We start from the raw sequence: 25001 nt of genomic DNA, 5'->3' as shown, positions 1-25001 counted from the left end.
TAGGTCTGCGGTATAATTTCATTCCTTTACAAACAGTAAGAAAGAGGCACTGTTTTGAGAACAGTTGCCTCTTTCTTTTGTGGATCAATTTAGAATTTGCTACTGAAACTTAAAGTGGCTGACGATCGCATGCAGCATTTCAGCTAACCCGGAAATTTGTTCTGAATTGATGGATACTTCTTCCATTGAGCTGTTGATTTGCTGTGAAGCAGCAGAGGTCTCCTCGACACCAGCTGCCGACTCTTGAGAAATGGAAGCAATTTCCTCAATTGCCACGCTCATGCTGGCAGTACTTTCTGTCAGGCTGGACATTTTGTCGGATACAAGCAAAATATTCTGAATCATACTATTTAATGAACTTTCCATTTCGTTCAGCACATCCGTTGTTCTTTGGATTTGCTCCGCGCCTGCTTTAACTTCCGTATATCCTTGCTCCAAAGATACACTAACATCTCGAGACTCATTCTGGATCTTCCCGACAAAACCAGTGATGTCTTTTACAGAAACTGCTACCTGTTCAGACAATTTACGTACCTCATCAGCAACCACCGCAAATCCTCGGCCATGTTCCCCAGCCCGCGCAGCTTCAATTGCTGCATTAAGGGCCAGTAGGTTTGTTTGGTCCGCGATATTTTGGATTAGTCTTACGAGCGTCGTGATTTCTTGGGTTTGAAATTCCAGCGATTGCATTTTGTTGACTGCTTCCTTCATGATTGTTTCTATTTTCTCCATCTGCTGACTGGACAGATCCATCAACTGTTCACTCTCATTTGACTGATTGATTACCTTGCGGGAAGCATCCGCAACCCTCAAAGAATTTTTGCTGACAATTTTGAATTCCTCATTAAAGGTTTCCATCACATTTGCAAGCGCGCTAGCATTACTTGCTTGAGCTTCGGACCCCGTTGCCAATTCTTGCATCGTTAATGCAACTTGTTCAGACCCAATTTTCACTTCATTGGCAGATTGAGTCAATTCTTCACTATGACCCGCTAATTGTTCAGATGAATCCAAGATATTGACGACAATTGCTGTTAATTGTTCATGCATTGTGTTCGTCGCAACAGACAACTCAGCCAGTTCATCTCGCCCAGATATTTCTATGGGTTCGATATTCAGGCTGCCATCAGCGATTAATCCCATACGTTCCTTAATTATTTTGATTTTACTCGAGATTTCATTAGAGAGTACAAAGGCAACCGCAACACTCACGATTACAGCGGTCACAGATAGCCCAACAACAACCATGAGCGATTTTTCTCCCCTTGCAATAATCTCGTTACCATTTTTTTCGATAGTTTGAACTTTTTGATCGATCATGGTGCTTACGGATTCGATTTGCTCACGAACAATCGGATCAGCATCATTCATCATTGTGAGCCTTGCTTGTTCTGTATTACCTGCCTGATAAGCTGTAAGGACTTCTGACTCCATCATTTCTGCCCACTGATCATTAGCTTCAAAAAAAGCAGTTATTACTTCGGAATCATCTACAGCCAGTATTTCCGCTTTCGCAATGTCACTTTCTTCTGTGAATTGTGTAAACATGTCCTTGAAAGCAACATCTCCAGTCATCAAGTACGCACGTGCTACCGCAATCCGTTGTGAAATCAGAAATTTGAATTCTTCTCCACTTTCCAGGACAACAATATCCTGTTCGATGATATCTTGGGTGTTATCATTGATTTCTTTTGTCGTCACATAACTATTGATCCCTAAAATTGCTATCAAAGTAATAACGATGAAGTATCCAGCCAACAATTTTACACGGATACTTTTAAAGTTCAATATTTTTGAAAGATTTATTTTCCTACTGTTGCTCATGATGTTACTGATAAAAGTTTCTCTTACTTCCAAATTTCCCACTCCCATTTCTATGATACTTCTATTTCCCTTTTATGTAATCGGTATCTTTTTTATTTTATTTATATCTCAAGGGACTTTTTTGAAGAAATAAAAAAATCCACAACCAGTATCAGCTGTGGATATGACAAGTCTCTTAAATTTATTAATCCGCTTCGTCGTTCAATATCGCTTCCCTGCGCTGGAATTGATGTTCACTGAGTGTTCTGAAGTGGTTCTGCAGATCGGGATCATCTGTCCTGTCTGCCATTTCCAACAGCAGATGTCCGTTGATATCGAGATCGCAGAGCGTTCCGAGACCGGTCTGGACTTTCTTCATCTCTTTGATGATCGCCTTGTCCTTCTCGCCTACAATGGGTGCGAGATAGGTGGCCGCATAGCGCAGTTTCTTGGCATTGATGCGCAGGCAGTGGGTCTCTTCATGATTGGAGAAATCAACCTCTTCCCATTTGCGCATCAAGCGTTTTTTCATCTTCTCGAGTTTTTTTATTGTTGCCTTCTTCTGTTCTTCGTCGTTCAAGTGGATCGATTTCAGGAACTGGCTTGTTGCGGCTTCCGCATCCAGCATGCGTTCCGTCAGGGCACCACTCGTGATGAGTTCCTGGATACTGTCCTGTTCTGCTTGGCGTTCTTCCATCAGCCAGGTCATGACTTGTCCAGCATCGGCCAGCATATCCGGATATAACCCGCGCAATTCGCGGCATTCTTCCATCAGCACATCCAACTCGCGCAGATAGCCGAACGTAGTGGCGATGTCGCGCCAATCTTCGCCTGCTTCCCGGTAATATTTCTCCTCACCGTTCGCCTTGTTGAAGTTCAATAGCGCCCGCAGTTGGCGGATCGCCACTCGCAATGCATGGGCAGATTCCGGATCGACGGGATCCAGCTGGTAAGCAGCATAGGCCTGTTGGACGCCTGCCATCTGTTCCTTGATGATGCCGGTGTATACCGTCTCTTCGCAGTCGCACGGGCCGCAATCCTCTGATTCTTCGTGCTTATCGGCCGCTTGCTTTTTGTCGCCGGCTTCATCGTGTTTGCGTTTCGCTGATTCTCCCGGTGTCAACAGCCACTCCAGTTTGCCGATCGGATCGGCGGTCATGTCGACCGTAAAGAAAGCGACCGCACCCTTTTTGAACGGAATTGCCGCACCGATCAACTCTTTCGTCCAGTTGCCCATATACGGTTCATGGCCCACCAGCGCCAAAGTAAAGCCCTCCGCTTCCAGTTGCAACGCTTCCCTGAAGGCCACAAAATCGCCGGTCGCCAAAAATTCCTGTGGTTGGATTGCATCGACGGCTGTGGCTTGCGCGACCAATTCAGCTGTCTGGCGCGCCCTCACCAGTGGGCTCGTCCATATCTTCAAGTTTCCGTTTTCGGTGAGTAATGGTGCGATGTCGGGCAGGAACGCAGTCAGTTCCTCCACGCCAGCTTCCGTCAGTTCTCTGTAGAAGTCATCCCCTTCCGGCGTGCGCTCTTCCGCGTTTCCATGCCGAATCAGTATCAGTTGTCCTCCCATATTGCTCATCCTCCTTTGTTTCGGTATCCCAAATCCGGATTTCACACTCCGCATTGTAACCGTTCTCTCATTGGATAGTATACCATTTTTAGACAATTTATGTGAAAAAAAGCCGCCTCTTTTTCAGCAAGAGACGGACAATCTGAAGCTTATTGAATTTTATTTTTACATGTAAGCAATCCTCTTCTGTCTTGAGCCAACTTAGGCCAGTTTCATCCGTTTCCATTTACCGGACCGGAAGCGCATCGCAATCAGGAACCAACGGATAATCTGGTCCAGCATGACTGCCAGCCAGGCCCCAAGGATGCCCAATCCCAACACCTGCACAAAGAAGGTGGCGGCGGCGACGCGGATGATCAAAATCCCGAGGAACGTGGAGATCAGCGGAAAAATCGTATCCCCCGCCCCGCGCAATGAACCAGCGACAATCAGTTGGTGCGATTGGAAAGGTTGTGTGATAGCGGCGACTCGGATGGCGATTGCGGCATTTCGGATGATCTCGGGATCAGTGGAATAGAACCCGACGATGTACTCCGCTCCGAAAAAGAAAGCAAGACCCAGGACAGCCCCCAAAAAGCTCCCGATTTTTGCGGTCCGCGAGGCATAATTTTCGGCAAGATTCGCATCTCCCGCCCCCAAGGCCCTCCCGACAAGGGATGACGCCGCAATCCCGAAGGCTTGCCCCAGCGTGAAGGATAGTGAGAGGATGTTCATGCCGATATTGTGGGCGGCAAAAATAACGGTCCCCAAACCCGACACGATCTGGATAAAGAGGATCATCCCCGCTCGCAACGCCAATTGTTCCAAAGCTGAAGGAAGCCCTATTTTCGCAAGACTCTTCATTGTTTTCATCGAAAAATGGAAAGGATGTGCGAAGGAAAAATTCAGCTTGCTCTTTCCCGAACGTAGGTAACGGATCAGCAAGAGGCAGGCCACCGCGTTGGCGATGACGGTAGAAATGGCGGCGCCTTCGATGCCGAAAGCCGGCACTCCGAACAAGCCGTAGATCAGCAAAGCATTGCCGATGACATTCAGGAAATTCGCCCGCAAGTTCACACCCATCGGAATCTGCGTTTCGCCGATTCCGCGCAAAGAGCCGGAAATACTGAAATTGAAGGATTGCAGCAGATAGCTGACGCAGATGATGCGGAAATATAGCCGTCCGACTTCTACCGTGTCCGGCTGGGCGCCCATGAACGTCATGATCTGATCGGAATAGACAAAAGCGGCTATGGCCAATGGCGCGGAAAGGATCATGCTGATGATCATGACATGCTTCATGACGTTCTCCATCCGATCGTGTTTGCCGGCTCCGAAATAGCGGGCGATCAAGGCTGTGCCTCCGACATTCAACGCCTGAACTACTGCCAATCCCAGGAACAGGGGCTGGTTCGTCACGCCAACCGCCGAAACGGCTGCTGCTGCATAGGCATGATCCGCGATGTTCCCCAGCATCATCATGTTGATCATCCCGAACAACGAACTCAAGACCAGTTCGATCAGAACCGGCCACGCGATATTCATGATTTCCTTGTTGATCGGATTTTTCAATTGTTTTTTGTCCGCTTGCTTCTCTTCCCCCATAATCAACCCCCTACGCTCGTATTCCGATACAAAGCACCGAACATTCGCCTAACTGCACGCACTGTTTATTTCAGTATAGCATATTTTTGTGCAACTATTCTGCTCAAAAATTTCCTTTCAATAAACTTGCATAAATGACCTATCCCCTCTCATCATTGTGGAAGGCAGCCGATTCTGGATAATATAATGATACTTCGAGACTGTTAATCCACCCCTGACTGCCGAGTGGCTGATAATGCCGGTACAAACCTAAGCAACTGATCATGCGTGAACTTTATGTGATCCAAATTATCTATTCACAACTGTGAAAGCGCATGCTATATTCTGATTACGGAGATAAACTCCCTCAAATATATGATCAACGGAGGCATTGTTCATGAAAAAAGAAGCATTCATCAAGCAAATCCGTGGCGGCATCATCGTTTCTTGTCAAGCACAGCCGCGAGAACCTTTGTACACTGAAGAAGGCGGCATCATGCCTTTGATGGCCCTTGCAGCTGAACAAGCTGGTGCAGTCGGCATTCGCGCTGAATCAGTGCGGGATATCCGCCAGATTCAGGAAAAAACAGATTTGCCGATCATCGGAATCATCAAACGTGATTATCCCCCGCAAGCACCCTTCATCACTGCTACCATGAAGGAAGTCGATGAATTGGTCGAAACGGGTGTGGAAGTCATTGCCTTGGATTGCACTTTGCGGGAACGCTACGACGGCAAAACGATCAACGCCTTCATTAAAGAAATCAAACAGAAATATCCCGAGCAATTGCTCATGGCGGATATTGCCTTGATGACAAGCCTGGTGAAAGCCGTTGTGGATGTCATCGCTGAAGGTAAAATCCATACGCCCGAACAAGCCAAAGCAATCCAGGAATTAGGGGTCGTGGGAATCGTCGTAGGCGGCGCAATCACACGGCCAAAAGAAATCGCAAAACGTTTCATCGACAGCTTAAAATAAGGAGTGAATCACATATTCAACAAATTTTTCGCAGCTGTCGACTGAACTGATACCGAAAACCGCAAAAAAACTGACGGATTGCGCTTTTGTCGGGCTTCAGCCCAGGACGGTGATCCTGAATGTCGAGAGATCGTCTATGCATCGACAAAAACATAATAAGCCTGCAAAGATTAAAAACCACTGACCCGAGACGGACCAGTGGTTTTTTGCTATTTGATTTTCAATCAGGCTTTGCTGCCTTCCTTGCGTCTTTTCGCGAATTCGGCAGTCGCAGTGAAGAGAACATCCGTCGATGAGTTCAGCGCTGTCTCGAATGAATCCTGCAGGACACCGATGATGAAACCGACACCCACTATCTGCATAGCCACATCATTCGGGATTCCGAAAAGACTGGCCGCGAGCGGGATCAGCAGCAAGGAGCCACCTGCAACACCTGATGCTCCGCAAGCGCTGACGGCTGCAAGAATACTGAGGATTAATGCTGTTCCAAAATCCACAGGGATACCCAAGGTATTGACCGCAGCCAAAGTAAGTACCGAAATCGTTACCGCTGCACCGGCCATGTTGATGGTCGCACCAAGTGGAATGGATACAGTGTACGTGTCCTTATCCAATCCAAGATCTTCACACAGCGTCATGTTCACGGGAATATTCGCGGCGGAGCTTCTTGTGAAGAAAGCTGTGATGCCACTTTCTCTTATGCATCTGAGGACGAGCGGGTACGGATTGGAACGGATATAGATGTAGACGATGATCGGATTGACTACCAAAGCAACGAACAGCATGCAACCGATCAGTACCGCAAGCAGTTTCCCGTAGCTCAAGAGAGCGCCGATTCCGCTTGTTGCAATGGCATCGAAGACAAGGCCCATGATCCCTAAAGGAGCGAAGGCAATGACGATCCTGACCATTTCCGTCAGTGCATCGGAAACATTAGACAGCATCAGCTTGGTTGAGGCTGCGGCATTCTTCAGAGTAAAGCCGAGCATAAGAGCCCAGGACAAAATACCGATGTAATTGGCATTGAAGAGCGCCTTGACCGGATTGTCCACCACGTTCAGGAGCAGCGCCTTCAGCACTTCCACCACACCGCCTGGAGCAGTGACATCTTCAACTCCGGCGCCCAATGTCAAGTTCACCGGGAAGATGAAGCTTGCGGCCACTGCTACGAGTGCCGCCGAGAAGGTCCCTAAAAGGTAGAGTCCGATGACGGATTTCATATTTGTCTGTTGGCCTTTTTTGTGTTGCGAAATAGCGGATGCTACCAAGAAAAATACTAGCATCGGCGCGATTGCTTTCAAAGCACCAACAAAGAGTGCTCCAAAAATGGTGACCGGCTTCGCAGCATCCGGAACCGTTACGGCAAGGATGATACCTATGATAAGGCCGGCGATGATACGTTTGACAAGGCTCAGCTTGTACCAATGATTCATTAGTTTATACAATTCAAATTCCTCCTGATGTATGCAAAAAAGTTACAAAAAAATGAGTAAGCAGAATTGTATATTACCATAATTTAATCTAATAAGTAACTAAACCTTTCAAATTTCGGTTTAGGGTGATCAGTAACAGGGGGCCTTCCGAAGCTGATTCAGCCTTTTTTGATTTTTTTCAAAAATCCTCTTTTCTGATTGTCCGAAAAGCGGTATAATATCATTTATGGAGAATTACTCAAGTCCGGCTGAAGAGGACGCACTCGAAATGCGTTAGGTGTCGAAAGGCGCGCGGGGGTTCGAATCCCCCATTCTCCTTACATAACTTTATTAAAAGCCCTGAAAACGTTGATAGGACGCTACTTCCTAAACGTTTCCGGGCTTCTTTTTTTGCTTTCCACAGAGAAAAGCACTCAGATTGTATAAAAATCCACTAAAAACCGACATGAGAAGCGAATTTTTCCGCGCTCTCTTCCCTGGCCTTTTCGGTAACATGCGCGTATATGTTCATCGTTGTTTGAATATCCGAGTGTCCGAGCCGCTCCTTCACTTCCTGGATGGATACTCCGGCTTCAAACAGTAAACTGCAATGCGTATGGCGCAGGCCGTGAGTGGTGATAACCTTTAGATCATGCTTCTGGATAATGCGCTTCATGCGGTTGGTGACCGTCACAAGCTGAATATAGTCATTCTGATAAGTGGTGAAGATGGGCTGAGATGGCTTCATGGTATTGATGCCGAGTTTTAGAAAGTCTTTCGCTTGTTCCCTTCTCCATTCCTTCAATATGGCGAGTGTATTCTCATCTAATGCAATGGTACGCATGCCGCTTCTTGTTTTTGGTGTCTGGATGATAAGCGTGTTATTTTCGCCCCTGGCAAGTGTTTTGCTGATCGTAACCTTCCCACTCTTGAAATCTATATCCTTCCATTCAAGCCCCAACGCTTCCCCTTTGCGCATACCAGAGAATGCCAACAACCGGAACAACGTATACCATCGGTTAAGGCCGTCCGACTTCACGCAGGAAAGAAATTGCTGCAACTCCTCTTTGGTGTAGAAGTTCTCCCCTTTTTCCTCATCAATCATTAGCTTCCTTTTTGGCATGGTGATTTTCTTCATCGGGTTATCCCTCAAAAGTCCGAGCGTGATGGCATAATCAAGCACACGCGCGGCATAGTTCTTCATCACACGAAAATTAGTGAACCCCTCACACCACTTATTAACGGTTGCCTGGCAATACGTCACTGAAATCTTGTCCAGTTTCCGGCTGCCGAACGCAGGCAGAATATGATTCTCGAATAATTCGATCGTTTTAACGTAGGTACTTTCTTTTACCGTATTCTTATACGCAGAATCGAACCAAAGTTCATAGAGTTCCTGGAATGTGTTATAGGTGGCCTTCTGATAACCGCGTTCCTCAAATTCCACTTTCAAGCGTGATATGGCCATCTCAGCATCTTTCTTCGATGCGAAGCCCTGGCGCGTGACATTAATTTCTTTCCCGGTTTCCGCGTTCATGCCTAAATAGGCTTGAATTTTATAGTACGTTTTGCCGTCTTTCTTCTTATACTTAGTAATTTTATTAGCCATGATACTTCCCTCTTTCTGACGCAGGCAGCGGCCTTCAAGAGGTGCCGGGAATCCCGGCATGATATTATTTGTCGTTATTGAAATAAGAATCTTTAGCGGCTGACACTTCATTTTCAGCATGATTAACTATCAATTTCAAATTTTCAAGAATCACTGGATCCAAGCCGTTTTTTATTTTACTTGTGATTCTATTTTTTCCGTCTTCTCGTACAACTTCATGGAAAAATTCCTCAAGTTGCTGCACTGTATCATGCAGCCTATTTTTTGCAAGAGCAAACGCGCCCTCATTGGTGTATTCTTCTCCACGCATTACCGCATATATAGATTCATCAATCAACTTGTTTAAAGCTTCCGTATCAGAATGATTTAGATCGTAAAATTGAACTTTATACAAGAAGTCATCCTTCACACTTTGAATGTAGTCGGGATTATTGAGAATAGAACCGTAGAACGAACCTTCGAACTTTTCCCTAGTCTCAGAAATTCTTTTATCAAAATATGATGAAGTAAAGTTCTTCATATCCCCATACAGCAATTCATTAACGGAAATGCCGCCAATTTCAGCTATAGCTTTCAAACGTTCATTGTTTGGTAAATTTTTCCCCGTTTCCCATTTTGAAACTAAACTCTTGTGAGCATCGCTAATTCTCTTACCAAAGTCTTCTTGATTCAATCCTAAATCCTTTCGGATGCTATTAATTCGGTACCCTACTTCATAATTATTTACTTTCACGAGAACCCCCCTCATTATTTATTTTACTTAATTATAAGCTGAATAGCAAAAAGTAGCAAGTTATAGTTGACTTTCAGAACGTTATCCTTTAATATTGGTTTTGTAAGTAGCGAAATGTAGCAAAGAGAAGGAAGGGGTGTGTAATATGGTTACGCTGACAACTAGAACTAAAGTTAGGGGTTACAGGGTTATGCTTGGAAAAACTCAAAAAGAAATGGCTGAAATCTTCAATATTTCAAAACAAGCATACTCAGCCAAAGAGCGAGGAGAATCAAGATTCTCAAACGAAGAGATGGTTACAATTAAGGAGATGCTTCTCCCTATGTTTCCAGGAATAACGATTGATGAAATTTTTTTCAGCAAGAAGTAGCAAAATGTAGCGTTGAATTGAGGTGATAACATGGCAGAACTGAGGGTGAAAATTGATGATGCCTTCAATGATGAATTCAAAGCAATGTTGCGAAGCGCTGCGAGGGAAGTTGTTGAAGAGGTAATCAGTCAAGAGACCAGGTTAAAAGATTGGGTGACAGTCAAGGAGATTCAAGAATACTTTAACGTTTCCCCGAACACTGTAGCCGCATGGATCAGAAGTGGGCTTCCGGTTTCCGTAATCGGCAGCAAGAGATATATCAGCAAGCGGCATCTAGACGAGTTTTTAGAGAAGCATATCAAACAATAAAATCACGCGCGGGCAGCGGCAAAAAAACTCTAAAAATTCAAATTTCTCTGTGGAAATCTATGTAGGTTTATAAAAATCGCATGATTAACCGGGCAAAAACATTGATGCAGAAGGCAAACGTATAACACTAATGGCGAAAGTGGAAGTATAGAACCCCATGAAAGGCGGTGAAAATAAATGGACGCGATCACACAAGCATATATAGCCGGGTTACTGGTTGGGTTTCTGACTTATATAACATTGCGGACGGTATGGAAATGCTTCACTGAGGAATAAATGGAGGTGAAAATAATGAACGCAGCAGAGAAAGCGGCACTCGATCGGATCCGCGAGAGCCTGGAAGAATTTTCTTCAGAACGTTATGCGCAGCATGTAACGGCTGAGGACTTGAAAACACTTCTCCGATTGATCGAAAGAAGCACAAAAAAACCTTGTGTTAAATGAGCGGCAACTCACACAAGGCGACAACGAGAATATGGCGCATTAATACGCTTTTATATTCTCCATTTTACCATAACTAGGGAGAGATTACCATGACAAAAACTAACAATGAAATGAAACTGAAAGCCGTTGAAATCTTGCAAGGAATTCAGAATTTGGAGCGTTACGGATCACTCATAAAGGCGCAGGATAATCTAATTTACGAACTGACTTGTTCATTCGATGCAATCGACAACGACAATCCGAAGGCTGAAATTTTGAAGAAATCTATTGCCGACTTAGTGAACCTCAATGCGCTGCTTCTCGAAGGGTTCAGCGAGAAAATCACGTCCCTGGAAGAATTATCCGATAACTTGAGCATTGGTCTAGCGAAGGGAGATTGCTAATCATGACAAAACCAAACATTAACACCAAAGAAGGTTGGAACCAATTCGCCCGGGAAACTAACACAAAATCATTTATCCAAGAGTTTGGAAGAGAACCCAAGAATTATGAAGAAGTTAGAAATTGGGTAAATGCAGCCGTGGCAGAAGTCGAAGCACGTTTTCCGGCTTACAAGAAGCCAGAGCCAACACTTGAAATGATTGGTGGGGAGTTGTTCGAGGTGTTGCGATTCTAAAGGAGGGTCACGCATGATTTATATAAATACAGTCCAAACAAATAAACCAATGGTAGAAATTAAGACGGAACGTGATTTTGAATTCTTCAAGACGTACAAGCCGCAGCGGTTTGAGTATCCTGCCAACGAAGAGCAAGAAAAGGCGATCAAGCTATACAAGATGAAAATCATCATTGCCGGACAAATGACAGGCGATTTAAAACGGAACAACGAAAATTTATTCAGCCGGAGCCTTTTGTTTGTCGACTTTGACGACATACACGAAACCGAAGCAGCGTTCCTTTCCAAAGTCCAAGACAAACTAAAGGGCATCAATTACTGCCTATACCCCACTCTAAGATACAGGGCGGATTATATCCGGTATCGGTTAGCATTGGAACTAAACAGGCCAGTCAATGCCGGAGAATATGAGAAATTGCTTTTCGGTATATGCCATGAATTGGGCGTAAATTTCACGTTTGACAGCAGTAACAAAACGTGGTCACAAGGACAAGGCGCGCCAGTAATAACGCAGCATAGCGAGCATGTGAGCCTAATTTACCATGATAATGGCGAGCCTATTCCGACAGATGCGTTTCTGTTTAAAATCAGCAACTCGAAAGAATACAAGAATCAAATTAAGCAGCAACATGCTTTCAAGAAAGGCAATTCCAGTTACAACCGTTCAAGCGGAGGTCAGAAATATACAGGGTTGCTATTGCAGGTTTTGTTCAATGGCGCGGCCCCGGATGCGCGAAATAATTGGTGGAGGGAAATGGTCGATAAAATGCTGGCGGTTGATACACCACTCGAGACAATCCAGTTAGTGATGGAGACGATTAATTTTAACGAACAGATTACCGCGGATCCGTTGGAACTGGACGAACTGGAAAAAATTTACTTATCGAGAGTAAACAATCATGCCAAGAAAGGAGGGAGACTATTTTGACGTTTAGCCAAGCAGCGTTGCGAGAAATCGAAACATTAAAAAAAGAAAATGCGGAAGCGAAAAAGAATTCGTACTTCGGCAAAGTACCGTTGGATCTATACCAGGCTGTCAATGATATAAGCAGTCGAGATATTGACGTTGCTTCAAAAATGGTTAAAGAACTGAATGAAATTAGTCCGGTATGGTTTTCATGTCGATTGGAAGCGGTCGGAAACAAAGGGGATAAGTTCAATGTATTAACGTCATTCAGCCACGAAAAATTGGGCGATATGATAATCAATCGTTCAAAAATCCTTAGAATACCCAAGTTGTTAGAAGGCGCACTATACGAGGGCAAAAAAGGCGCATGGCGGTATTTTGGAAAGAACGAACTTACAACATTTACCGAAAAAACAGCCTTAGAGGAGCTGCAAGCATGGGGCTATTATCAACAGAAATATATATCAGAGGTTAGCCGATACACGAAGCAGAAGGCCTATAATCCCTCGTATTCAAACACTAGTCCATTTGAAGAATCAGCCCCCGAATTAGTCGTATTTAAAAACGGAACGTATAACATTCTAACGGATGAGATGAAGCCGCACGATTACAAGGATTACATTCTGACCTCATTTAATTATGAGTTGGATATTACCGGGAAGGCGACACCTCACACGGATAAATTTTTCGAAGAGTTTTTCGGAGAGAACGCCTTATTCATGAAACAGTATATCGGGTATCTCTTTTATCGAAGTTATTCTCCGGCCCCCGACATGGTGTTTCTATACGGACAAGGTGGTGAAGGTAAATCGAGTTTCTTGAATATGGTAACGAATTTTTATCTAGGGGTTGAAAACGTCAGCGCATTAACGCCCGAACAGATCGGAGAGCGCTTTTCAGTCGTGGATTTATTGGGTACATGTGCAAATATTTGTGGAGATATTGATTCCGATTACTTATCTACCACGGCAATTCTTAAACGCGTAACAGGTGGCGACAACATAAAGGCCGAATATAAAGGGATCCAGGGATTCAATTTCATAAGCTATGCGAAGTTGTTTTTTTCGATGAATGAGTTCTTCCATTTCAAAGACATGAGTACAGGCTTTGCAAGTCGTTTAACCGTTGTGCCAATTATGATTGGAGATCAGCGGCTGCCTGAAAATAACTTTTGGGATAACCACGACACGAATTTAATAAAAGAAGAATCCCCGGCATTTGTCTATTCATGTATGAGAGAATTCCGAAAAATCTTCAATGGCAAGAAAGTTTTGTTCGCCAAAAGTAAGAGCATGGAGAAAACGAAAAATGAATGGTTGTTCGATAATGATCGAATCGCACAATTTATTTTTGAAGCTACAGAAATCCTTGAAGGGGATGAAAGGGGCGAGATTGCTTCCACTGTATACAGCGAGTACAAGGCATTTTGCAGGTTTAACGGCTTTGTTCCCAAGTCAGCGAAAGAACTAACCAAGCAGTTGAGTAAAAAAGGTGTCGTGAAAAGTAAATCAAGCAATGCTTTCAACGATGGTGGCACAAGATTAGATCGTTATATCAGTTTGAAACTAATCGAAACGTATTTAGAGCAGCTATAAAGTGTCTAAGTACAGTCTGCAATCTGTCTGTAATATGTCCAAGCAGAATGCTTATGTATCAATGCTTTGTCTGTAATGTCCGTAATTATTCACTATTTATTAAGAAATAAAAAAATATAAGTAGAGAGAATAATTATTTATATAAAGTATAGGACCCCGAATCACGGACATCACGGACAACCCTATGATATGAGTGAGTTTCGAAAGAACAGATTACGGACAAAACGCGTATCAAATCACGGACACCAACCAAAAAGGAGGAAGCAAGATGGAAAAAGAACTAGCAAAACTTCAAGAAAAAATCATGGTATTAGCCGAACGCCTGGGAGATGCCGAAAACAAAATATGGCGATCTGAAGAAAAAATCCAAGAGTTAGAAAATCAGGTTGATTGGTTACAAAGCTGCGTTGGCGAAATGGACATCTAAAAAATCAGAAAAATTAAGGCTACAAATCAATCTGGCGCGCGGTGTGGCGGTCGTCCAGATAAGTAACCCTGCAAAAACTAAGATGGGGTGAAACAATGACAAATGAACAAAAAGTAATATATCTGCTTCAATATCACGAGCAACTCGTAAAGGAATTCACGAATACTTGCTTCGATATGGACGAGGATAACAAAGAATATTCTGCGTATCTGAAAGCGAAGTTGCACAAGGTGAACGATCTGATAGATAAATTGCTGCTTACGGAATGCATGCCATTCTAGCAAGTTAAATTTGAAAACATTCGGGGCGGTTATACGCTGCCCCACTTACATAAAAGTTTGAGGTGGTGCGGTGGTGATTGATGAAGATCTAATAGCATATTATTTCAGTTTGAACAAACGTATCACTCGAATCAAGTGGCGGCTGAGGGAAACGCGGATAGACTTCTATCAGCAGACCATGAGCAGCTATTACACTTCGGATAATGAAGCCATGTATATCCACGGCTTCCCGGTTGAAAGCAAAGTTATCGAATTGGTAGATAGCGAAGAACAAGCCAAGAGCCGAATGGCCGTGATGAAATTCAAGCAGAGGCATTTTCTGGCATACATGAAGCAACTTCCACAAGCGGATAGGTATTTCCTCACTCACAAATACAAGTGGCAGGAAGGCGGCCTAAATGACCGCGTAGAACGTGAGTGTTTTGAGGAGATCCAGGAAATTGAAGAAGCTGCCGGGTATCGCTTCGAGTTGGTGGATGATAACCGCGCATCGAAACTTGAAAAAGCATGCGAATCCCCAACTACTGGCGAACAGTTCACAACACATTTTGAAGATATGCTGAAACTATTGGAGGTATAACGATCATGAGTGAAACAAGGGAAACGCGGTATATTTTGCGGACGTGGTACAAGGCTTTACGAGATCCGGAGGGGTATTGGTTCAAGCGCAACTTGAAATGGCTGTACGGTGGATTGAAGAACGTATCTGAGGAAGACCGCCTTCTACTAGCCTATCACTATCTATCGGACAATGGCAGACCGTTGACTATAGCGGAAGCTGCCGAAAGGAAGCAGATGAGCGTGAAGGATTATAACCGGATGCGTAAAGCGGCTGAAATGAGATTATCCAAACAAGTGCAGCCGCTGATTGATGCGGACAGGCAAAAGAGAAAGGAGTTCCCCATGAACCAAGCAAGAGCAGAGCCCAAGCCGCAGCAATTCAAACAATAAAACGAGGTGAAAACATGAAACTATTTAATAACCTGGATCGGATCAGACGACTGGAAAAAGTCGCGAGTAAGAAAGGCGCTTGTGCATACTATGCGGAACTGGACAACGGAAAATATACCGTAACCGGACACAATTTCCCGAAACGCGTCTTCACTGAAAAAGAGTTCGGAAAGTTCTGCGATCAGATTGCAGAAACGGAGCCTATGAGCGTTATTCTCGTGGATGATATCCAGTTTTCGGAAGAAAATTAGTACAAATTCAAACAAAATCGTAGGAATGGGGGAAATTTATGAGCAACAACAAAGATTTAATGCGCAGGATCAAACAGTTAGAAATGCTATCGAACACCGAAGCAGGCGGCTTCTATATTGGTGATTACAACCTGGACAAGAAGCAGTATAAAATAGTCAATGCAACCGGAAAGGCAACCTATCACACCAAAGCAAGTTTGATTGCATGGATGAACCGAGTAGTTGAAAAAGGCGAAAGATTTACGCTGTGGTTCGGTTTGATGCCATTAGAGGTATTGGAGTTAGGGCACCCTACTCTAATCAAGGTAGACCGAAACAACGGCCTTACAATGGATAATCAAAAAGCCGAGGTGATTCAATGGTAAAGGTGAACCCGAAGCAAGAACGGTTTGCGGTTGCATTAATGAGTACAAGCACAATCACAGAAGCTTATACCATGGCAAAGATTACCAACAGTACCGCGCATAAGTATCTGAATGATCCAGACTTTAGCGCATACTATATGCAACTAAGGCGCGAAGCAATGGCGCAGGCAACCAATAAGCTACAGCAATCGGCTATACTGGCCATTGAGACCCTTAAAAACGTGATGGAAGATGCTGAGAACTCGACTTCATCCGCACGAGTACAGGCCGCACGCGTGGTATTAGAAAATGCGTACCGTGGCTTAGAAATAGATGATATTCAGCATCGGATCGAACAACTGGAAGGAAGGTTGACCGCCAATGAATAGCTTCTATAAGCGGCTGATAAAAATTGAATCAGTCGCAGGCAAGCCGCCAACGGAACAAGAATTATTTGAAAAAGCACTTGATGAGGTTATCAGCGAAGCGACAACGGATGAATTGAGGATTGTTTCCGGCAGTCGGAAATATGGATTGAAAGTAGACGAAGAAAAACAGCAAGAAATGATTAAACTATTCAAGAGAAGAGCAGAAAATAAACTAAAAGAAAACTAAAGGAGATTACCAAAATGAATAAGACAACTAAAGAAATTATGAAGGCCGTACAAGCTTATAAGGCAGCAATAGACGCACACAACAGCGAAAAAGAAAAATTAGATAAGCAACGTCACAGCGGTTCGATTGCCCCGGCAGATTTTTCAAACAAAACCGAAGAGAATAACAAGAGACTGAATCAGGCGATTACAGCACGCTTGCAGCGCTTTAATGAAATTATCGCGGAGTATGAACAAGCTTATGAACAATGGGCAACCGTCAAGGGGTCAGATGTAACCGAAGACATGGCACTACTCACAAGCGGCATGGCATTAGATCCAAGTGATTATCAAAGTTTGGAAGAAAAGCACGCTGGTAATTACACGATGGTAAAGGCGATTAAGTCACACGCTGAACGAAATAAAGTATCTTATATTGCAAGTACGGTGATTCAAAAAGAGCCGAAAGTCGAAGCTTTATTAGAAATGATTAGCGCGGCAAGGAGCGCTCACTCAAATTCAAATTCTGGTATTGCAATCGATATGAATAGCATCATTTTCAGCGGTGATGATGAGTTCATGAAGTATTACGGACAGCTTGACCGCGTGATTTCACTAGGCGAATAACAAACAGAGGTCAGCCTTTCGAGGTTGGCCTTTTTAGCACTATTCTAACGCATTCTCACGCTATTTCAGATGGATTCATGGATAGTTGCCGATAAGCTGCACGGTATGGCATGTGAACGCAGGCTATCAAACAAAGATGTGCAATAGCGCAGAACGCAAATACAAGCGATTTAAGCGACTTAAGTATCTGCAAGTATAATCTCCGTTCACACGTTTTAGAGTTCGCGTGCTTCAAAATATCCCCTATTCCGGATTGATTAGAGCCTTTAGAAGTGTTATCCTAACCGGGAAAGAACCTGGCAATAATGGCAATAAAAAAGATCCCCTCAGATTCGAGGAGATCCGGCCGCTGCCTACTAGAAAATGCACTCAGAAACGCACATAGTTTATATTGAGTGCTTATAATTCGTTTTGAATAGCGTTACCCTTTCCTTCTATAATATATCCTGTTTTTCTGACATGTACTGAATGAGCGGATAAGGTTCCATTCTATACCCCCATTCTCCTTAAAAACTCTAAATATTGTCCGACAAACGGGCTGCATTCCTACTGGGATGCAGCCCGTTTGTTTTTGTGCCAAAAACCGTTCCTTACTAAAGCGGATATTTCTTGGAAAGTCGCTTATCCATCTTGCACCTCTTTTCTTTCGAAGGCAAAAATTTGATTTTCAGCGGCTGAGGTCACTTATAGTCTTATAAGACTATAAGCAGTAGTGCTCATGATGTCCATGGAATAATGTAATTACACACGTAAGCAAACTATCTTTCTCTTTTTCTATGTATTTTCAACAACTAACAACTAGAGAGAAATTATTTTTGATGAAATGGCATGTTCTGCATGACCTAAAATGAATGGAGTGGACTGATGGGCAAAAAAACAAGTCAAAAAAATCGGGCAAAACGGAGGCGGATCGCTGCGCTGATCGGCATGCCGGTACTCCTTTTCGTATCCGGCATCACACTGCTTTCCTTGATTTTTTTTGATACTATCTCCTACGCTTTTTACTTATCACGGATGTTTCTCCCCTCGGATGTCGCTATCGCGCAGACGAATCTGAGCGACAGCAGTATGGCTATAGATGTGACAAACACAACGACCCAAATCTCTTTTCCGAAATATGGAGAGGAATACGGGATGCTGCGTGTGGATGCAGCTGGTATCCTCGTCCCTGTTTTCGTAGGTGATGACGAACCACAGTTGTTACAGGGTGCCGGTCACTATTATGGTTCTGTGTTTCCAGGAGATATCGGCAACACCGTCATCACCGGGCACACCAATTCCGTCTTTAAGACGCTAGGCGAAGCACAGATCGGAGACGATATCCGCCTGGAACTGACCTATGGAACCTATGTTTACGAAATCAGCAACATCGAAATCAAAAGCAATACCGATGAAAGTATTCTGGCGCCTTCCGAAGAGCAGATTTTGACGTTGTACACTTATTATCCTTTCGACTACATCGGCAACACACCTGACAGATATGTCGTGACCGCAAAACTGGTCGAAGGCAAGCCACTTTCGCAAATCAATTTTCAAGGAGCATCATGATGCGAAACATAAAAAAAATTGGCAGATTCATCCTCAGCTTTCTGCTGATGTTTGCAGTGGTTGCCTTTATCGGAGTCATCTTCATGAAGCAAGTCCTGTTGAACGCAAGCGACCTCAATCAGCAGTTGGAAGGCAGCCTTTACTACAATCAAATAGAGGAAAGCCTGTCCGCTAACTTCAGGACGCTGAGCTTGGAAACGTCCCTACCTGAGGAAGTCTTCGTCGAAGCTGCAATGGACCCATATGGCTTGCGAGAGCTTGCCCGCACGAACAATGAACAAGTGCTCAACTATCTGATCGATCCTGAGGCAACTTACGCAACGACGAACAATCGCAATATATTCGTGGAACCCGTAACGACTTATGTCGAGAATTATGCTGCAGAACACAAGCAGCCGTTCGATGAAAGCTTGCAAGCGCAGACGGATGCTATCATTGATGAAGCCACTGCCCTTATCAGCAGCCACACTATGCTTTTCAATCTGGATAACGTCATGCCTTATCCGCAATTCCAGACCTTCCGGAAAATACTGCAAACCGTTCTTTTTTATTTCTATCTCGTACCATTGGCCTTCTTTTTGGTTGCCGGGGCACTGTTCTGTTTGAACTGGAAACGGCCTCACCGCTCCCTGATTTGGATCGGCAGTAGCTTAGTTTCCGGATCTGCCTTCGTCATCATTCCAGCAATTGTGGCTTTAAGCCTTAAGATTCCGCAGCGCATCACTGTCTCTACAGATTACATCAACACCGCCCTGCGCATGTTGGCTATGCATTACACTACATTCTTGCTGGTCGCCGGGGGACTGGTCTTCTTTTTGGGGACAGCCTGCCTGGTTGGCTACAATCTGATCAGCAAAGCCAAGCGAGCTGCCTACCGCCAAAATTGTGCCTACGCGGCCGAAATGGAACAATACTGATTCAGCATCCGGGCAGATGCATCGAAAGGAGGTGAAAAAATTGAAAAAAGTTATTGTATCTCTTTTGTTCGCATTCGTCTTGTTCTTCGGAGCGCAAGCGAATGTTGCTGCTGCAACTGAAAATGATATCATCAAAACTTTGGTAGCCACCAACTTACCATCCAATTATGTGCATCAAGCAAAAAATTATTTAAGGTCCCACGATGTGACTGCTGAGGAAGCAGATCAAATCATTGTCCACATAAATAATGCGCAAGCTGTCGTGACTGCACGGGGAGCGAAAAGCATAAATCAACTTACCAAAGCTGATAAACAAGCCATCCTGGCTGAGCTTACTGCAACTGCTGCAGTATTGGATATCACTGTCACCGTGACTTCGAAACAAGTCATTTTCAGTGATGCAGACGGCACTGTTATAGCTGCTTTCCCGACAAAAGGAAATGGCGTAAAATAGACCGGAGTAAACAATCTCTACTTGGCAGGCAGATTCTCCTTACTGGACATCGCTGCGTTTGCATTAAAATTGTAAAACACCCTTGGATAGACGGACCCATCATGGGCCTCCGCTATCCAAGGGTGTTTTTTGCGGTACTATCCAATCAGCGGACGCGGCTACGGCCGGTCAGAATAGCCCCGCAGAAAAATCCCGGTAAGCTGCCTTCACTTCCGCATAGAGCTCAGGGTAGGTCTCGCTCAATGATGAGAGGATCCCGATCGCAAGCTGCGAGCTGTGGATTGTCTGGATCTTATGGACCCGGATATAGGAAACATCCGCATTCAGGCTCAGTTTGGGATAGCGTTCTTTTTCGACTTTGATGTCGTGAACCGGATCGATGTTTTGGCTGGCAGACACTTTCGAAAGCGGAAAGGCCGTAAAATCGCACGGCAACTTATCGTATTCCGCACCGATGATCAGGAACGGTCGTGATTTGAAGGCGATTTTGTCCGTTTCGAGGTCATGATAGGCAAAACGGGTCTTCACGATGGTTCCGATGTATGCTTGCGTTTCGTTCATGGTTCCAGTACCTCCCCTTCGAAATCATCCAATTCATCCAGATATACATCGAACAGGGTGTCATACAGCCGCACTTTCTTCGCATCTGCGCGGATATCCGCAAGTTCCAACGGCTTGAGATCGGTCGCTTCAGCGGTCAGCATCGCCCTGCTGTTGTGCCAGGATGTTTCGCGGCGCGCCAAATCCGCCAAATACCAACCTTCATACTGTCCGTACGCAAAGACGATGCGGTCGAGGATAAACTGTTCGCGCTCCTTCAACTTTTTCATCTCCAACGGCTCGAAGGGATCGTAGCCTTCCTCGAAGAAGAAATGCAGTTCCGGCAGCACCGGTCCCTCTTCCCAGCCTTCAAACTTTTCCTCGAACAATGGCTCCCCGACTACCGCCAGACATTCCCGTTGCGCTAAATAGAGCAGCATCTGCAACTTCAATTCATTGTCGCCGAACCGGGCTTCCGTATGGTTTTCGTAGGAATAGACCAGATAGCTCGCAAGCTTTTTCAGCTTCGGCATGACGAATTCCTCCTTTCAGGAGTTTCCTTTTTGTTGCAGCGCCTTTTGTTCATTTTACATAATGTTCTTTCCGGACGTCTGCTAAAAAGGCGCCCGCATCGGTTTGGACGGCCAATTGGAAGGTAAGCGATTGCGGCACAGGCGTCCGGTTGAGCAGGACAGCGTAAGTTCCTTTGAAATAGTGGACGAAGCTCGCGGCCGGATAGACTGCCAGCGAGGTGCCGATGACGCTCAGCCTGTCGAACAATTCACCCGCCGAACGGAAATCCGGGATGCCGCTTTCCGTGCTGATGCCCGCCCCCGTGAAGGCGACGATGCGCTGCGAATGGCGGATCATGTCCGCGAAACGTTCTTTGTCGTTGTCATTCATGCTTGAGCTCCTTTCATCTGTTGTTCTTTCTGCTTTTATTATAGCTTCTTGTGAGCCTATGAGGGTACTGTTTCGCATGAAGAATTGGGGCGGATAGATTGGGGTGCGTTAGAGCAGCACGGTTCTCGACATTAGGGAACACCGTCCTGGGCTGACGCCCGACAGAAGTGCGATCCGTCAGGTTTTTTGCGGTTTCCGGTGATTGTTTTGTCGACGGATAGGCAATTTTTCGACAGTTCCGCATTACTTCTTTACGCGAAAGTCGACGACCCATCCCGGTGTGCAGCATCCTCTTCTTATTGGCCGATATATTTTTATAAACGCATCCCCATCCATCCAAACAACGTTTTCATCCGTTTGCATCCTCCAATAATCCATCTGTTCCCCTTGATTTATCCGGTGAACAGAATTAACATATATGGTATGAGAAGTAAAAGCACAGCACAACATCTAGTGTTTTCGCCATAAATAAGGGAGTGATTATTGTGGATGCAACCAAGACCACATTTAAAGCAGGATTCGAAAAATTGAACAAGGATATCGAGCGGTTCCCGCATGTATTTCCGATTACGGAAGATATGCACGTTACCTATCAGGGCGTATCCCGCCTCGTCATGCTTGACCGCTACTCCTACAAGGATGCCACCAAGGAGACCCTGTCCGAAGGGGATCTGGTGATTTTGACGGTCAAGGAGGATCCGAAATACCCGGCCCGCGGAACAGGCACCGTCCTCTCCATCAACCATAAGGACCAGACTGTCCGCATCAAGGTTTCCGAAGAATACCAGCACAACATCGACGATTTCGAAATTGAGGAAGGCGGCATCGTGACACGCCGGATCCTGACATTGGACAAACCGCTCGAGCTTTTCTACGAACAGATTGCGATGCGTAATGCCCATGGCTTGGCAGAGGTCGAAATCACGCCGGAACTGCGCCATGAAGCGTTCCTGAAATTCTACGAAGAACAAAAAGCTTTGAACTTCATCCCGGCCGGACGCGTGCTTTACGGCGCCGGATCCGGAACCGATGTCACCTATTTCAACTGTTACGTCATGCCTTTCGTGCCCGACTCGCGCGGCGGCATTTCCGATCACCGCAAGAAAGTCATGGAAATCATGAGCCGTGGCGGCGGTGTCGGTTCGAACGGATCGACGCTGCGTCCGCGCCACACAATGGTGAAAGGCGTCAACGGCCGCTCTTCCGGTTCCGTTTCCTGGATGGACGACATCGCCAAGCTGACGCATCTGGTCGAACAAGGCGGTTCCCGTCGCGGCGCGCAGATGATCATGCTGGCCGATTGGCATCCGGATATCTTCGAATTCATCATTTCGAAGATGCAGAATCCGCGCATCCTTCGTTACATCATCGAAAATTTCGAGGATGAACAGATCCGTATGCTGGCGAAAGAGAAACTGCATTTCACACCGTTCTCTTCAAAAGAAATCAACATGTACACAGGCATCGTCAATTACAAGCACATTCCTGGACATGGCGGTTTTGATGCATTGGTCATCCATGAAGCTGAGAAAAAACTGCGCGACGGCGGCACCTACACCGTCAACAACTCTGAGTTCCTGACCGGCGCCAACATTTCCGTCTGCATCACCGACGATTTCATGGACGCTGTGATGCGGGGTGAAGAATATGCGTTGCGTTTCCCGGATGTCGAGCATTACGATGCAGATGCGATGGCGCACTATGATGCCGAATGGACCAACTGCGGCGATGTCCGCGATTGGGAAGCTGCCGGCAATGCCGTCCGCACCTATCGGACCGTCAAAGCCCGTGAATTGTGGCGTCTCATCAATGTCTGCGCCACTTACGCGGCCGAACCGGGCATCTTCTTCATCGATAATGCAAATAAAATGACGAACGCGACAGCCTACGGTCAAAAAGTCGTTGCCACCAATCCTTGTGGCGAACAGCCTTTGGCAGCCTATTCCGTCTGCAACTTGGCCGCAGTCAATCTGGCCGAGATGGTCAACAAGGATCTGCAGATGGTCGATTTCGCCAAATTGGAACAGACCGTCCGCACCGGCATCCATATGCAGGACAATGTCATTGACTCCACCCCTTACTTCCTTGAGGAAAACAAAAAACAAGCGCTTGGCGAACGCCGGATTGGCTTGGGGATCATGGGTTTGGCTGATATGCTGATTTACTGCGGCGTCCGCTACGGTTCTTTGGAAAGCCTGCAACTGATCGACCAAGTGTTCGAAACGATCGCTGTGGCGGCTTACGAAGAAAGCATCGAGTTGGCGAAGACACGCGGCAGTTTCCCGTTTCTGGTCGGGAAGACCGGAAAAGAGACGCAGATCCTGCGCGAGCGTTTCATCAACACTGGCTACATGAAAAAAATGCCGGAGCATGTCCGTGAAGGCGTCCTGAAGTACGGCATCCGCAACTCGCACTTGTTGACGGTGGCGCCTACCGGATCGACGGGCACAATGGCCGGCGTTTCCACCGGTCTGGAGCCCTACTTCTCATTCACGTATTATCGCAGCGGACGTCTCGGCAAATTCATCGAGGTGAAGGCGGATATTGTACAGGAATATCTGGATCGCCATCCGGGTGCCGATCCGAACCAATTGCCGGATTATTTCGTGGCGGCCATGACGCTCTCGCCTGAAGAGCACGTCGATGTGCAGACAACAATCCAGCGTTGGGTCGACAGCTCCATTTCGAAAACGGTGAACGCATCGAAAGGCTATACCGTCGATCAGGTCGAAAAGATCTACGAGCGCCTCTATCTGGGTGGGGCCAAGGGCGGTACCGTCTACGTGGACGGCAGCCGCGATTCGCAGGTGCTGACGCTGAAAGCCGAGGAGAACGTTTGGGACGAAGAAGCCCAGCTTGAGGAAGAGAAAGAGCACGTCAAAATCAACAAAGACAAAACTTTCCTCGTCGATTCGATTTCCAATCTGGCCGCAACCGATGTCACAATCGGCAATGAAATCGGCGACACCTGCCCGATCTGCCGACAAGGTACAGTCGAAGATCTCGGCGGCTGCAACACGTGCACCAACTGCGGTGCACAGCTGAAGTGCGGTTTATAAACCGATCAAATGAAGAAGAACCCGTCTGATTTTGGACGGGTTCTTCTTTGTGGGTTGCCGACAATTGGCCTTAATGCTCGTCTTGCACTTCGGTTGTCGGATAACCGCAACGTATCCGACAACCGCACCGCTTTTGATGCACTGCTTGTCGGATAACCGCAAGGTATCCGACAACCGTTTCGCTTTTGAT

General features: G+C 45.7%; 31 protein-coding genes and 1 tRNA gene. 22 read left to right on the top strand and 10 right to left on the bottom strand.

Annotated features, from left to right (window positions below):
• Nucleotides 1-99: 99 nt before the first annotated feature.
• The 3 genes from ACTCCX_RS08355 to ACTCCX_RS08345 all read right to left on the bottom strand — a co-directional run bounded on the left by ACTCCX_RS08355 (nt 100) and on the right by ACTCCX_RS08345 (nt 4963).
• A complete protein-coding gene (locus ACTCCX_RS08355) occupies nt 100-1857 on the bottom strand; it encodes a methyl-accepting chemotaxis protein (protein ID WP_463275567.1) in 1758 nt (585 codons plus the stop codon).
• 151 nt (nt 1858-2008) lie between these two features.
• Complete coding sequence (locus ACTCCX_RS08350) at nt 2009-3379, bottom strand: CHAD domain-containing protein (RefSeq protein ID WP_463275566.1); 1371 nt, start codon at nt 3377-3379, stop codon at nt 2009-2011.
• Nucleotides 3380-3580: 201 nt separating this feature from the next.
• Nucleotides 3581-4963 carry an MATE family efflux transporter gene (locus tag ACTCCX_RS08345; protein ID WP_463275565.1) on the bottom strand — a complete coding sequence of 461 codons (1383 nt, stop codon included), beginning with the start codon at nt 4961-4963 and terminating at the stop codon, nt 3581-3583.
• A gap of 376 nt (nt 4964-5339) precedes the next feature.
• Here ACTCCX_RS08345 and ACTCCX_RS08340 point away from each other — a divergent pair, with 376 nt between their 5' ends.
• Entirely contained in the window at nt 5340-5921 is a 582-nt protein-coding gene (locus ACTCCX_RS08340; protein WP_463275564.1) for an N-acetylmannosamine-6-phosphate 2-epimerase, read from the top strand.
• Between the two features lie 224 nt (nt 5922-6145).
• On the opposite strand, the gene sstT is transcribed toward ACTCCX_RS08340, so the two are convergent.
• On the bottom strand, nt 6146-7366 hold the full coding sequence (gene sstT, locus ACTCCX_RS08335; protein ID WP_463275563.1) for a serine/threonine transporter SstT: 1221 nt from the start codon (nt 7364-7366) through the stop codon (nt 6146-6148).
• Nucleotides 7367-7582: 216 nt separating this feature from the next.
• On the opposite strand from sstT, the gene ACTCCX_RS08330 reads away from it, so the two are divergent.
• A tRNA-Ser gene (locus tag ACTCCX_RS08330) sits at nt 7583-7672 on the top strand.
• A gap of 115 nt (nt 7673-7787) precedes the next feature.
• Here the strand turns inward: ACTCCX_RS08330 and ACTCCX_RS08325 are convergent.
• Both ACTCCX_RS08325 and ACTCCX_RS08320 read right to left on the bottom strand, forming a co-directional pair.
• Nucleotides 7788-8942: a tyrosine-type recombinase/integrase gene (locus ACTCCX_RS08325; RefSeq protein ID WP_463275562.1), complete on the bottom strand. Its 1155-nt coding sequence runs from the start codon at nt 8940-8942 to the stop codon at nt 7788-7790.
• 64 nt (nt 8943-9006) lie between these two features.
• Nucleotides 9007-9675: a helix-turn-helix domain-containing protein gene (locus tag ACTCCX_RS08320; RefSeq protein ID WP_463275561.1), complete on the bottom strand. Its 669-nt coding sequence runs from the start codon at nt 9673-9675 to the stop codon at nt 9007-9009.
• A 145-nt stretch (nt 9676-9820) separates the two neighbouring features.
• On the opposite strand from ACTCCX_RS08320, the gene ACTCCX_RS08315 reads away from it, so the two are divergent.
• From ACTCCX_RS08315 to ACTCCX_RS08225, 19 genes are all read left to right on the top strand, one after another.
• Complete coding sequence (locus ACTCCX_RS08315) at nt 9821-10045, top strand: helix-turn-helix transcriptional regulator (protein WP_463275560.1); 225 nt, start codon at nt 9821-9823, stop codon at nt 10043-10045.
• Nucleotides 10046-10075: 30 nt separating this feature from the next.
• A complete protein-coding gene (locus ACTCCX_RS08310) occupies nt 10076-10354 on the top strand; it encodes a helix-turn-helix domain-containing protein (protein WP_463275559.1) in 279 nt (92 codons plus the stop codon).
• Nucleotides 10355-10645: 291 nt separating this feature from the next.
• A complete protein-coding gene (locus ACTCCX_RS08305) occupies nt 10646-10798 on the top strand; it encodes a hypothetical protein (protein ID WP_463275558.1) in 153 nt (50 codons plus the stop codon).
• An 89-nt stretch (nt 10799-10887) separates the two neighbouring features.
• Nucleotides 10888-11181: a hypothetical protein gene (locus ACTCCX_RS08300; RefSeq protein ID WP_463275557.1), complete on the top strand. Its 294-nt coding sequence runs from the start codon at nt 10888-10890 to the stop codon at nt 11179-11181.
• Nucleotides 11182-11183: 2 nt separating this feature from the next.
• Nucleotides 11184-11414, top strand: a complete 231-nt coding sequence (locus tag ACTCCX_RS08295) for a hypothetical protein (protein ID WP_463275556.1) — start codon at nt 11184-11186, stop codon at nt 11412-11414.
• Between the two features lie 13 nt (nt 11415-11427).
• Nucleotides 11428-12342 carry a hypothetical protein gene (locus ACTCCX_RS08290; protein ID WP_463275555.1) on the top strand — a complete coding sequence of 305 codons (915 nt, stop codon included), beginning with the start codon at nt 11428-11430 and terminating at the stop codon, nt 12340-12342.
• Entirely contained in the window at nt 12339-13916 is a 1578-nt protein-coding gene (locus ACTCCX_RS08285; protein ID WP_463275554.1) for a DNA primase family protein, read from the top strand. Before ACTCCX_RS08290 ends, ACTCCX_RS08285 begins: the two co-directional genes overlap by 4 nt.
• Nucleotides 13917-14184: 268 nt before the next feature.
• Complete coding sequence (locus ACTCCX_RS08280; protein WP_463275553.1) at nt 14185-14343, top strand: hypothetical protein; 159 nt, start codon at nt 14185-14187, stop codon at nt 14341-14343.
• A gap of 95 nt (nt 14344-14438) precedes the next feature.
• Nucleotides 14439-14624, top strand: coding sequence for a hypothetical protein (locus ACTCCX_RS08275; RefSeq protein ID WP_463275552.1), 186 nt, complete (start codon nt 14439-14441; stop codon nt 14622-14624).
• A 73-nt stretch (nt 14625-14697) separates the two neighbouring features.
• Nucleotides 14698-15204: a hypothetical protein gene (locus ACTCCX_RS08270; RefSeq protein ID WP_463275551.1), complete on the top strand. Its 507-nt coding sequence runs from the start codon at nt 14698-14700 to the stop codon at nt 15202-15204.
• Nucleotides 15205-15209: 5 nt separating this feature from the next.
• The gene (locus ACTCCX_RS08265; protein WP_463275550.1) at nt 15210-15575 is read left to right on the top strand and encodes a hypothetical protein; all 366 of its coding nucleotides are present in this window, start codon (nt 15210-15212) and stop codon (nt 15573-15575) included.
• Nucleotides 15576-15589: 14 nt separating this feature from the next.
• Nucleotides 15590-15826 (top strand): hypothetical protein, encoded by a 237-nt coding sequence (locus tag ACTCCX_RS08260; protein WP_463275549.1) that lies wholly within the window; start codon nt 15590-15592, stop codon nt 15824-15826.
• A 38-nt stretch (nt 15827-15864) separates the two neighbouring features.
• Nucleotides 15865-16191 carry a hypothetical protein gene (locus tag ACTCCX_RS08255; protein WP_463275548.1) on the top strand — a complete coding sequence of 109 codons (327 nt, stop codon included), beginning with the start codon at nt 15865-15867 and terminating at the stop codon, nt 16189-16191.
• Nucleotides 16185-16559: a replication protein gene (locus ACTCCX_RS08250; RefSeq protein ID WP_463275547.1), complete on the top strand. Its 375-nt coding sequence runs from the start codon at nt 16185-16187 to the stop codon at nt 16557-16559. Before ACTCCX_RS08255 ends, ACTCCX_RS08250 begins: the two co-directional genes overlap by 7 nt.
• Entirely contained in the window at nt 16552-16785 is a 234-nt protein-coding gene (locus ACTCCX_RS08245) for a hypothetical protein (RefSeq protein WP_463275546.1), read from the top strand. The genes ACTCCX_RS08250 and ACTCCX_RS08245 overlap by 8 nt, the downstream gene beginning before the upstream one ends.
• 14 nt (nt 16786-16799) lie before the next feature.
• Nucleotides 16800-17390 carry a hypothetical protein gene (locus ACTCCX_RS08240; RefSeq protein ID WP_463275545.1) on the top strand — a complete coding sequence of 197 codons (591 nt, stop codon included), beginning with the start codon at nt 16800-16802 and terminating at the stop codon, nt 17388-17390.
• A gap of 864 nt (nt 17391-18254) precedes the next feature.
• Nucleotides 18255-18938, top strand: a complete 684-nt coding sequence (locus ACTCCX_RS08235; RefSeq protein ID WP_463275544.1) for a class D sortase — start codon at nt 18255-18257, stop codon at nt 18936-18938.
• The gene (locus tag ACTCCX_RS08230) at nt 18938-19855 is read left to right on the top strand and encodes a hypothetical protein (RefSeq protein WP_463275543.1); all 918 of its coding nucleotides are present in this window, start codon (nt 18938-18940) and stop codon (nt 19853-19855) included. Before ACTCCX_RS08235 ends, ACTCCX_RS08230 begins: the two co-directional genes overlap by 1 nt.
• 40 nt (nt 19856-19895) lie before the next feature.
• Complete coding sequence (locus ACTCCX_RS08225; protein WP_463275542.1) at nt 19896-20309, top strand: hypothetical protein; 414 nt, start codon at nt 19896-19898, stop codon at nt 20307-20309.
• A 168-nt stretch (nt 20310-20477) separates the two neighbouring features.
• Here the strand turns inward: ACTCCX_RS08225 and ACTCCX_RS08220 are convergent, their stop codons facing one another.
• The 3 genes from ACTCCX_RS08220 to ACTCCX_RS08210 are packed head-to-tail and all read right to left on the bottom strand — an operon-like array spanning nt 20478 to nt 21752.
• Complete coding sequence (locus ACTCCX_RS08220; RefSeq protein ID WP_463275541.1) at nt 20478-20870, bottom strand: hypothetical protein; 393 nt, start codon at nt 20868-20870, stop codon at nt 20478-20480.
• Nucleotides 20867-21382, bottom strand: coding sequence for a Panacea domain-containing protein (locus ACTCCX_RS08215; protein ID WP_463275540.1), 516 nt, complete (start codon nt 21380-21382; stop codon nt 20867-20869). The genes ACTCCX_RS08220 and ACTCCX_RS08215 overlap by 4 nt, the downstream gene beginning before the upstream one ends.
• A 49-nt stretch (nt 21383-21431) precedes the next feature.
• Entirely contained in the window at nt 21432-21752 is a 321-nt protein-coding gene (locus tag ACTCCX_RS08210) for a Sir2 family NAD-dependent protein deacetylase (protein WP_463275539.1), read from the bottom strand.
• A gap of 482 nt (nt 21753-22234) precedes the next feature.
• Between ACTCCX_RS08210 and ACTCCX_RS08205 the strand changes: the two genes are divergently transcribed.
• Entirely contained in the window at nt 22235-24811 is a 2577-nt protein-coding gene (locus ACTCCX_RS08205) for a vitamin B12-dependent ribonucleotide reductase (protein WP_463275582.1), read from the top strand.
• Here the strand turns inward: ACTCCX_RS08205 and ACTCCX_RS08200 are convergent.
• Nucleotides 24806-25001 (bottom strand): hypothetical protein (locus tag ACTCCX_RS08200; protein WP_463275538.1); only part of this gene is annotated, 196 nt, incomplete at its 5' end. The genes ACTCCX_RS08205 and ACTCCX_RS08200 overlap by 6 nt on opposite strands.

Source organism: Trichococcus sp. (genome assembly GCF_055118575.1).
This window is presented reverse-complemented; position numbering and strand designations above follow the sequence as displayed.

Coding starts and splice junctions, on each gene's coding strand:
- ACTCCX_RS08325 (WP_463275562.1), bottom strand. CDS start 8,942: ATGGCTAATAAAATTACTAAGTATAAGAAGAAAGACGGCAAAACGTAC.
- ACTCCX_RS08350 (WP_463275566.1), bottom strand. CDS start 3,379: ATGGGAGGACAACTGATACTGATTCGGCATGGAAACGCGGAAGAGCGC.
- ACTCCX_RS08235 (WP_463275544.1), top strand. CDS start 18,255: ATGGGCAAAAAAACAAGTCAAAAAAATCGGGCAAAACGGAGGCGGATC.
- ACTCCX_RS08305 (WP_463275558.1), top strand. CDS start 10,646: ATGAACGCAGCAGAGAAAGCGGCACTCGATCGGATCCGCGAGAGCCTG.
- ACTCCX_RS08220 (WP_463275541.1), bottom strand. CDS start 20,870: ATGAACGAAACGCAAGCATACATCGGAACCATCGTGAAGACCCGTTTT.
- ACTCCX_RS08230 (WP_463275543.1), top strand. CDS start 18,938: ATGCGAAACATAAAAAAAATTGGCAGATTCATCCTCAGCTTTCTGCTG.
- ACTCCX_RS08275 (WP_463275552.1), top strand. CDS start 14,439: ATGACAAATGAACAAAAAGTAATATATCTGCTTCAATATCACGAGCAA.
- ACTCCX_RS08215 (WP_463275540.1), bottom strand. CDS start 21,382: ATGCCGAAGCTGAAAAAGCTTGCGAGCTATCTGGTCTATTCCTACGAA.
- ACTCCX_RS08245 (WP_463275546.1), top strand. CDS start 16,552: ATGAATAGCTTCTATAAGCGGCTGATAAAAATTGAATCAGTCGCAGGC.
- ACTCCX_RS08295 (WP_463275556.1), top strand. CDS start 11,184: ATGACAAAACCAAACATTAACACCAAAGAAGGTTGGAACCAATTCGCC.
- ACTCCX_RS08315 (WP_463275560.1), top strand. CDS start 9,821: ATGGTTACGCTGACAACTAGAACTAAAGTTAGGGGTTACAGGGTTATG.
- ACTCCX_RS08340 (WP_463275564.1), top strand. CDS start 5,340: ATGAAAAAAGAAGCATTCATCAAGCAAATCCGTGGCGGCATCATCGTT.
- ACTCCX_RS08345 (WP_463275565.1), bottom strand. CDS start 4,963: ATGGGGGAAGAGAAGCAAGCGGACAAAAAACAATTGAAAAATCCGATC.
- ACTCCX_RS08240 (WP_463275545.1), top strand. CDS start 16,800: ATGAATAAGACAACTAAAGAAATTATGAAGGCCGTACAAGCTTATAAG.
- ACTCCX_RS08290 (WP_463275555.1), top strand. CDS start 11,428: ATGATTTATATAAATACAGTCCAAACAAATAAACCAATGGTAGAAATT.
- ACTCCX_RS08260 (WP_463275549.1), top strand. CDS start 15,590: ATGAAACTATTTAATAACCTGGATCGGATCAGACGACTGGAAAAAGTC.
- ACTCCX_RS08280 (WP_463275553.1), top strand. CDS start 14,185: ATGGAAAAAGAACTAGCAAAACTTCAAGAAAAAATCATGGTATTAGCC.
- ACTCCX_RS08210 (WP_463275539.1), bottom strand. CDS start 21,752: ATGAATGACAACGACAAAGAACGTTTCGCGGACATGATCCGCCATTCG.
- ACTCCX_RS08265 (WP_463275550.1), top strand. CDS start 15,210: ATGAGTGAAACAAGGGAAACGCGGTATATTTTGCGGACGTGGTACAAG.
- ACTCCX_RS08300 (WP_463275557.1), top strand. CDS start 10,888: ATGACAAAAACTAACAATGAAATGAAACTGAAAGCCGTTGAAATCTTG.
- ACTCCX_RS08250 (WP_463275547.1), top strand. CDS start 16,185: ATGGTAAAGGTGAACCCGAAGCAAGAACGGTTTGCGGTTGCATTAATG.
- ACTCCX_RS08255 (WP_463275548.1), top strand. CDS start 15,865: ATGAGCAACAACAAAGATTTAATGCGCAGGATCAAACAGTTAGAAATG.
- ACTCCX_RS08310 (WP_463275559.1), top strand. CDS start 10,076: ATGGCAGAACTGAGGGTGAAAATTGATGATGCCTTCAATGATGAATTC.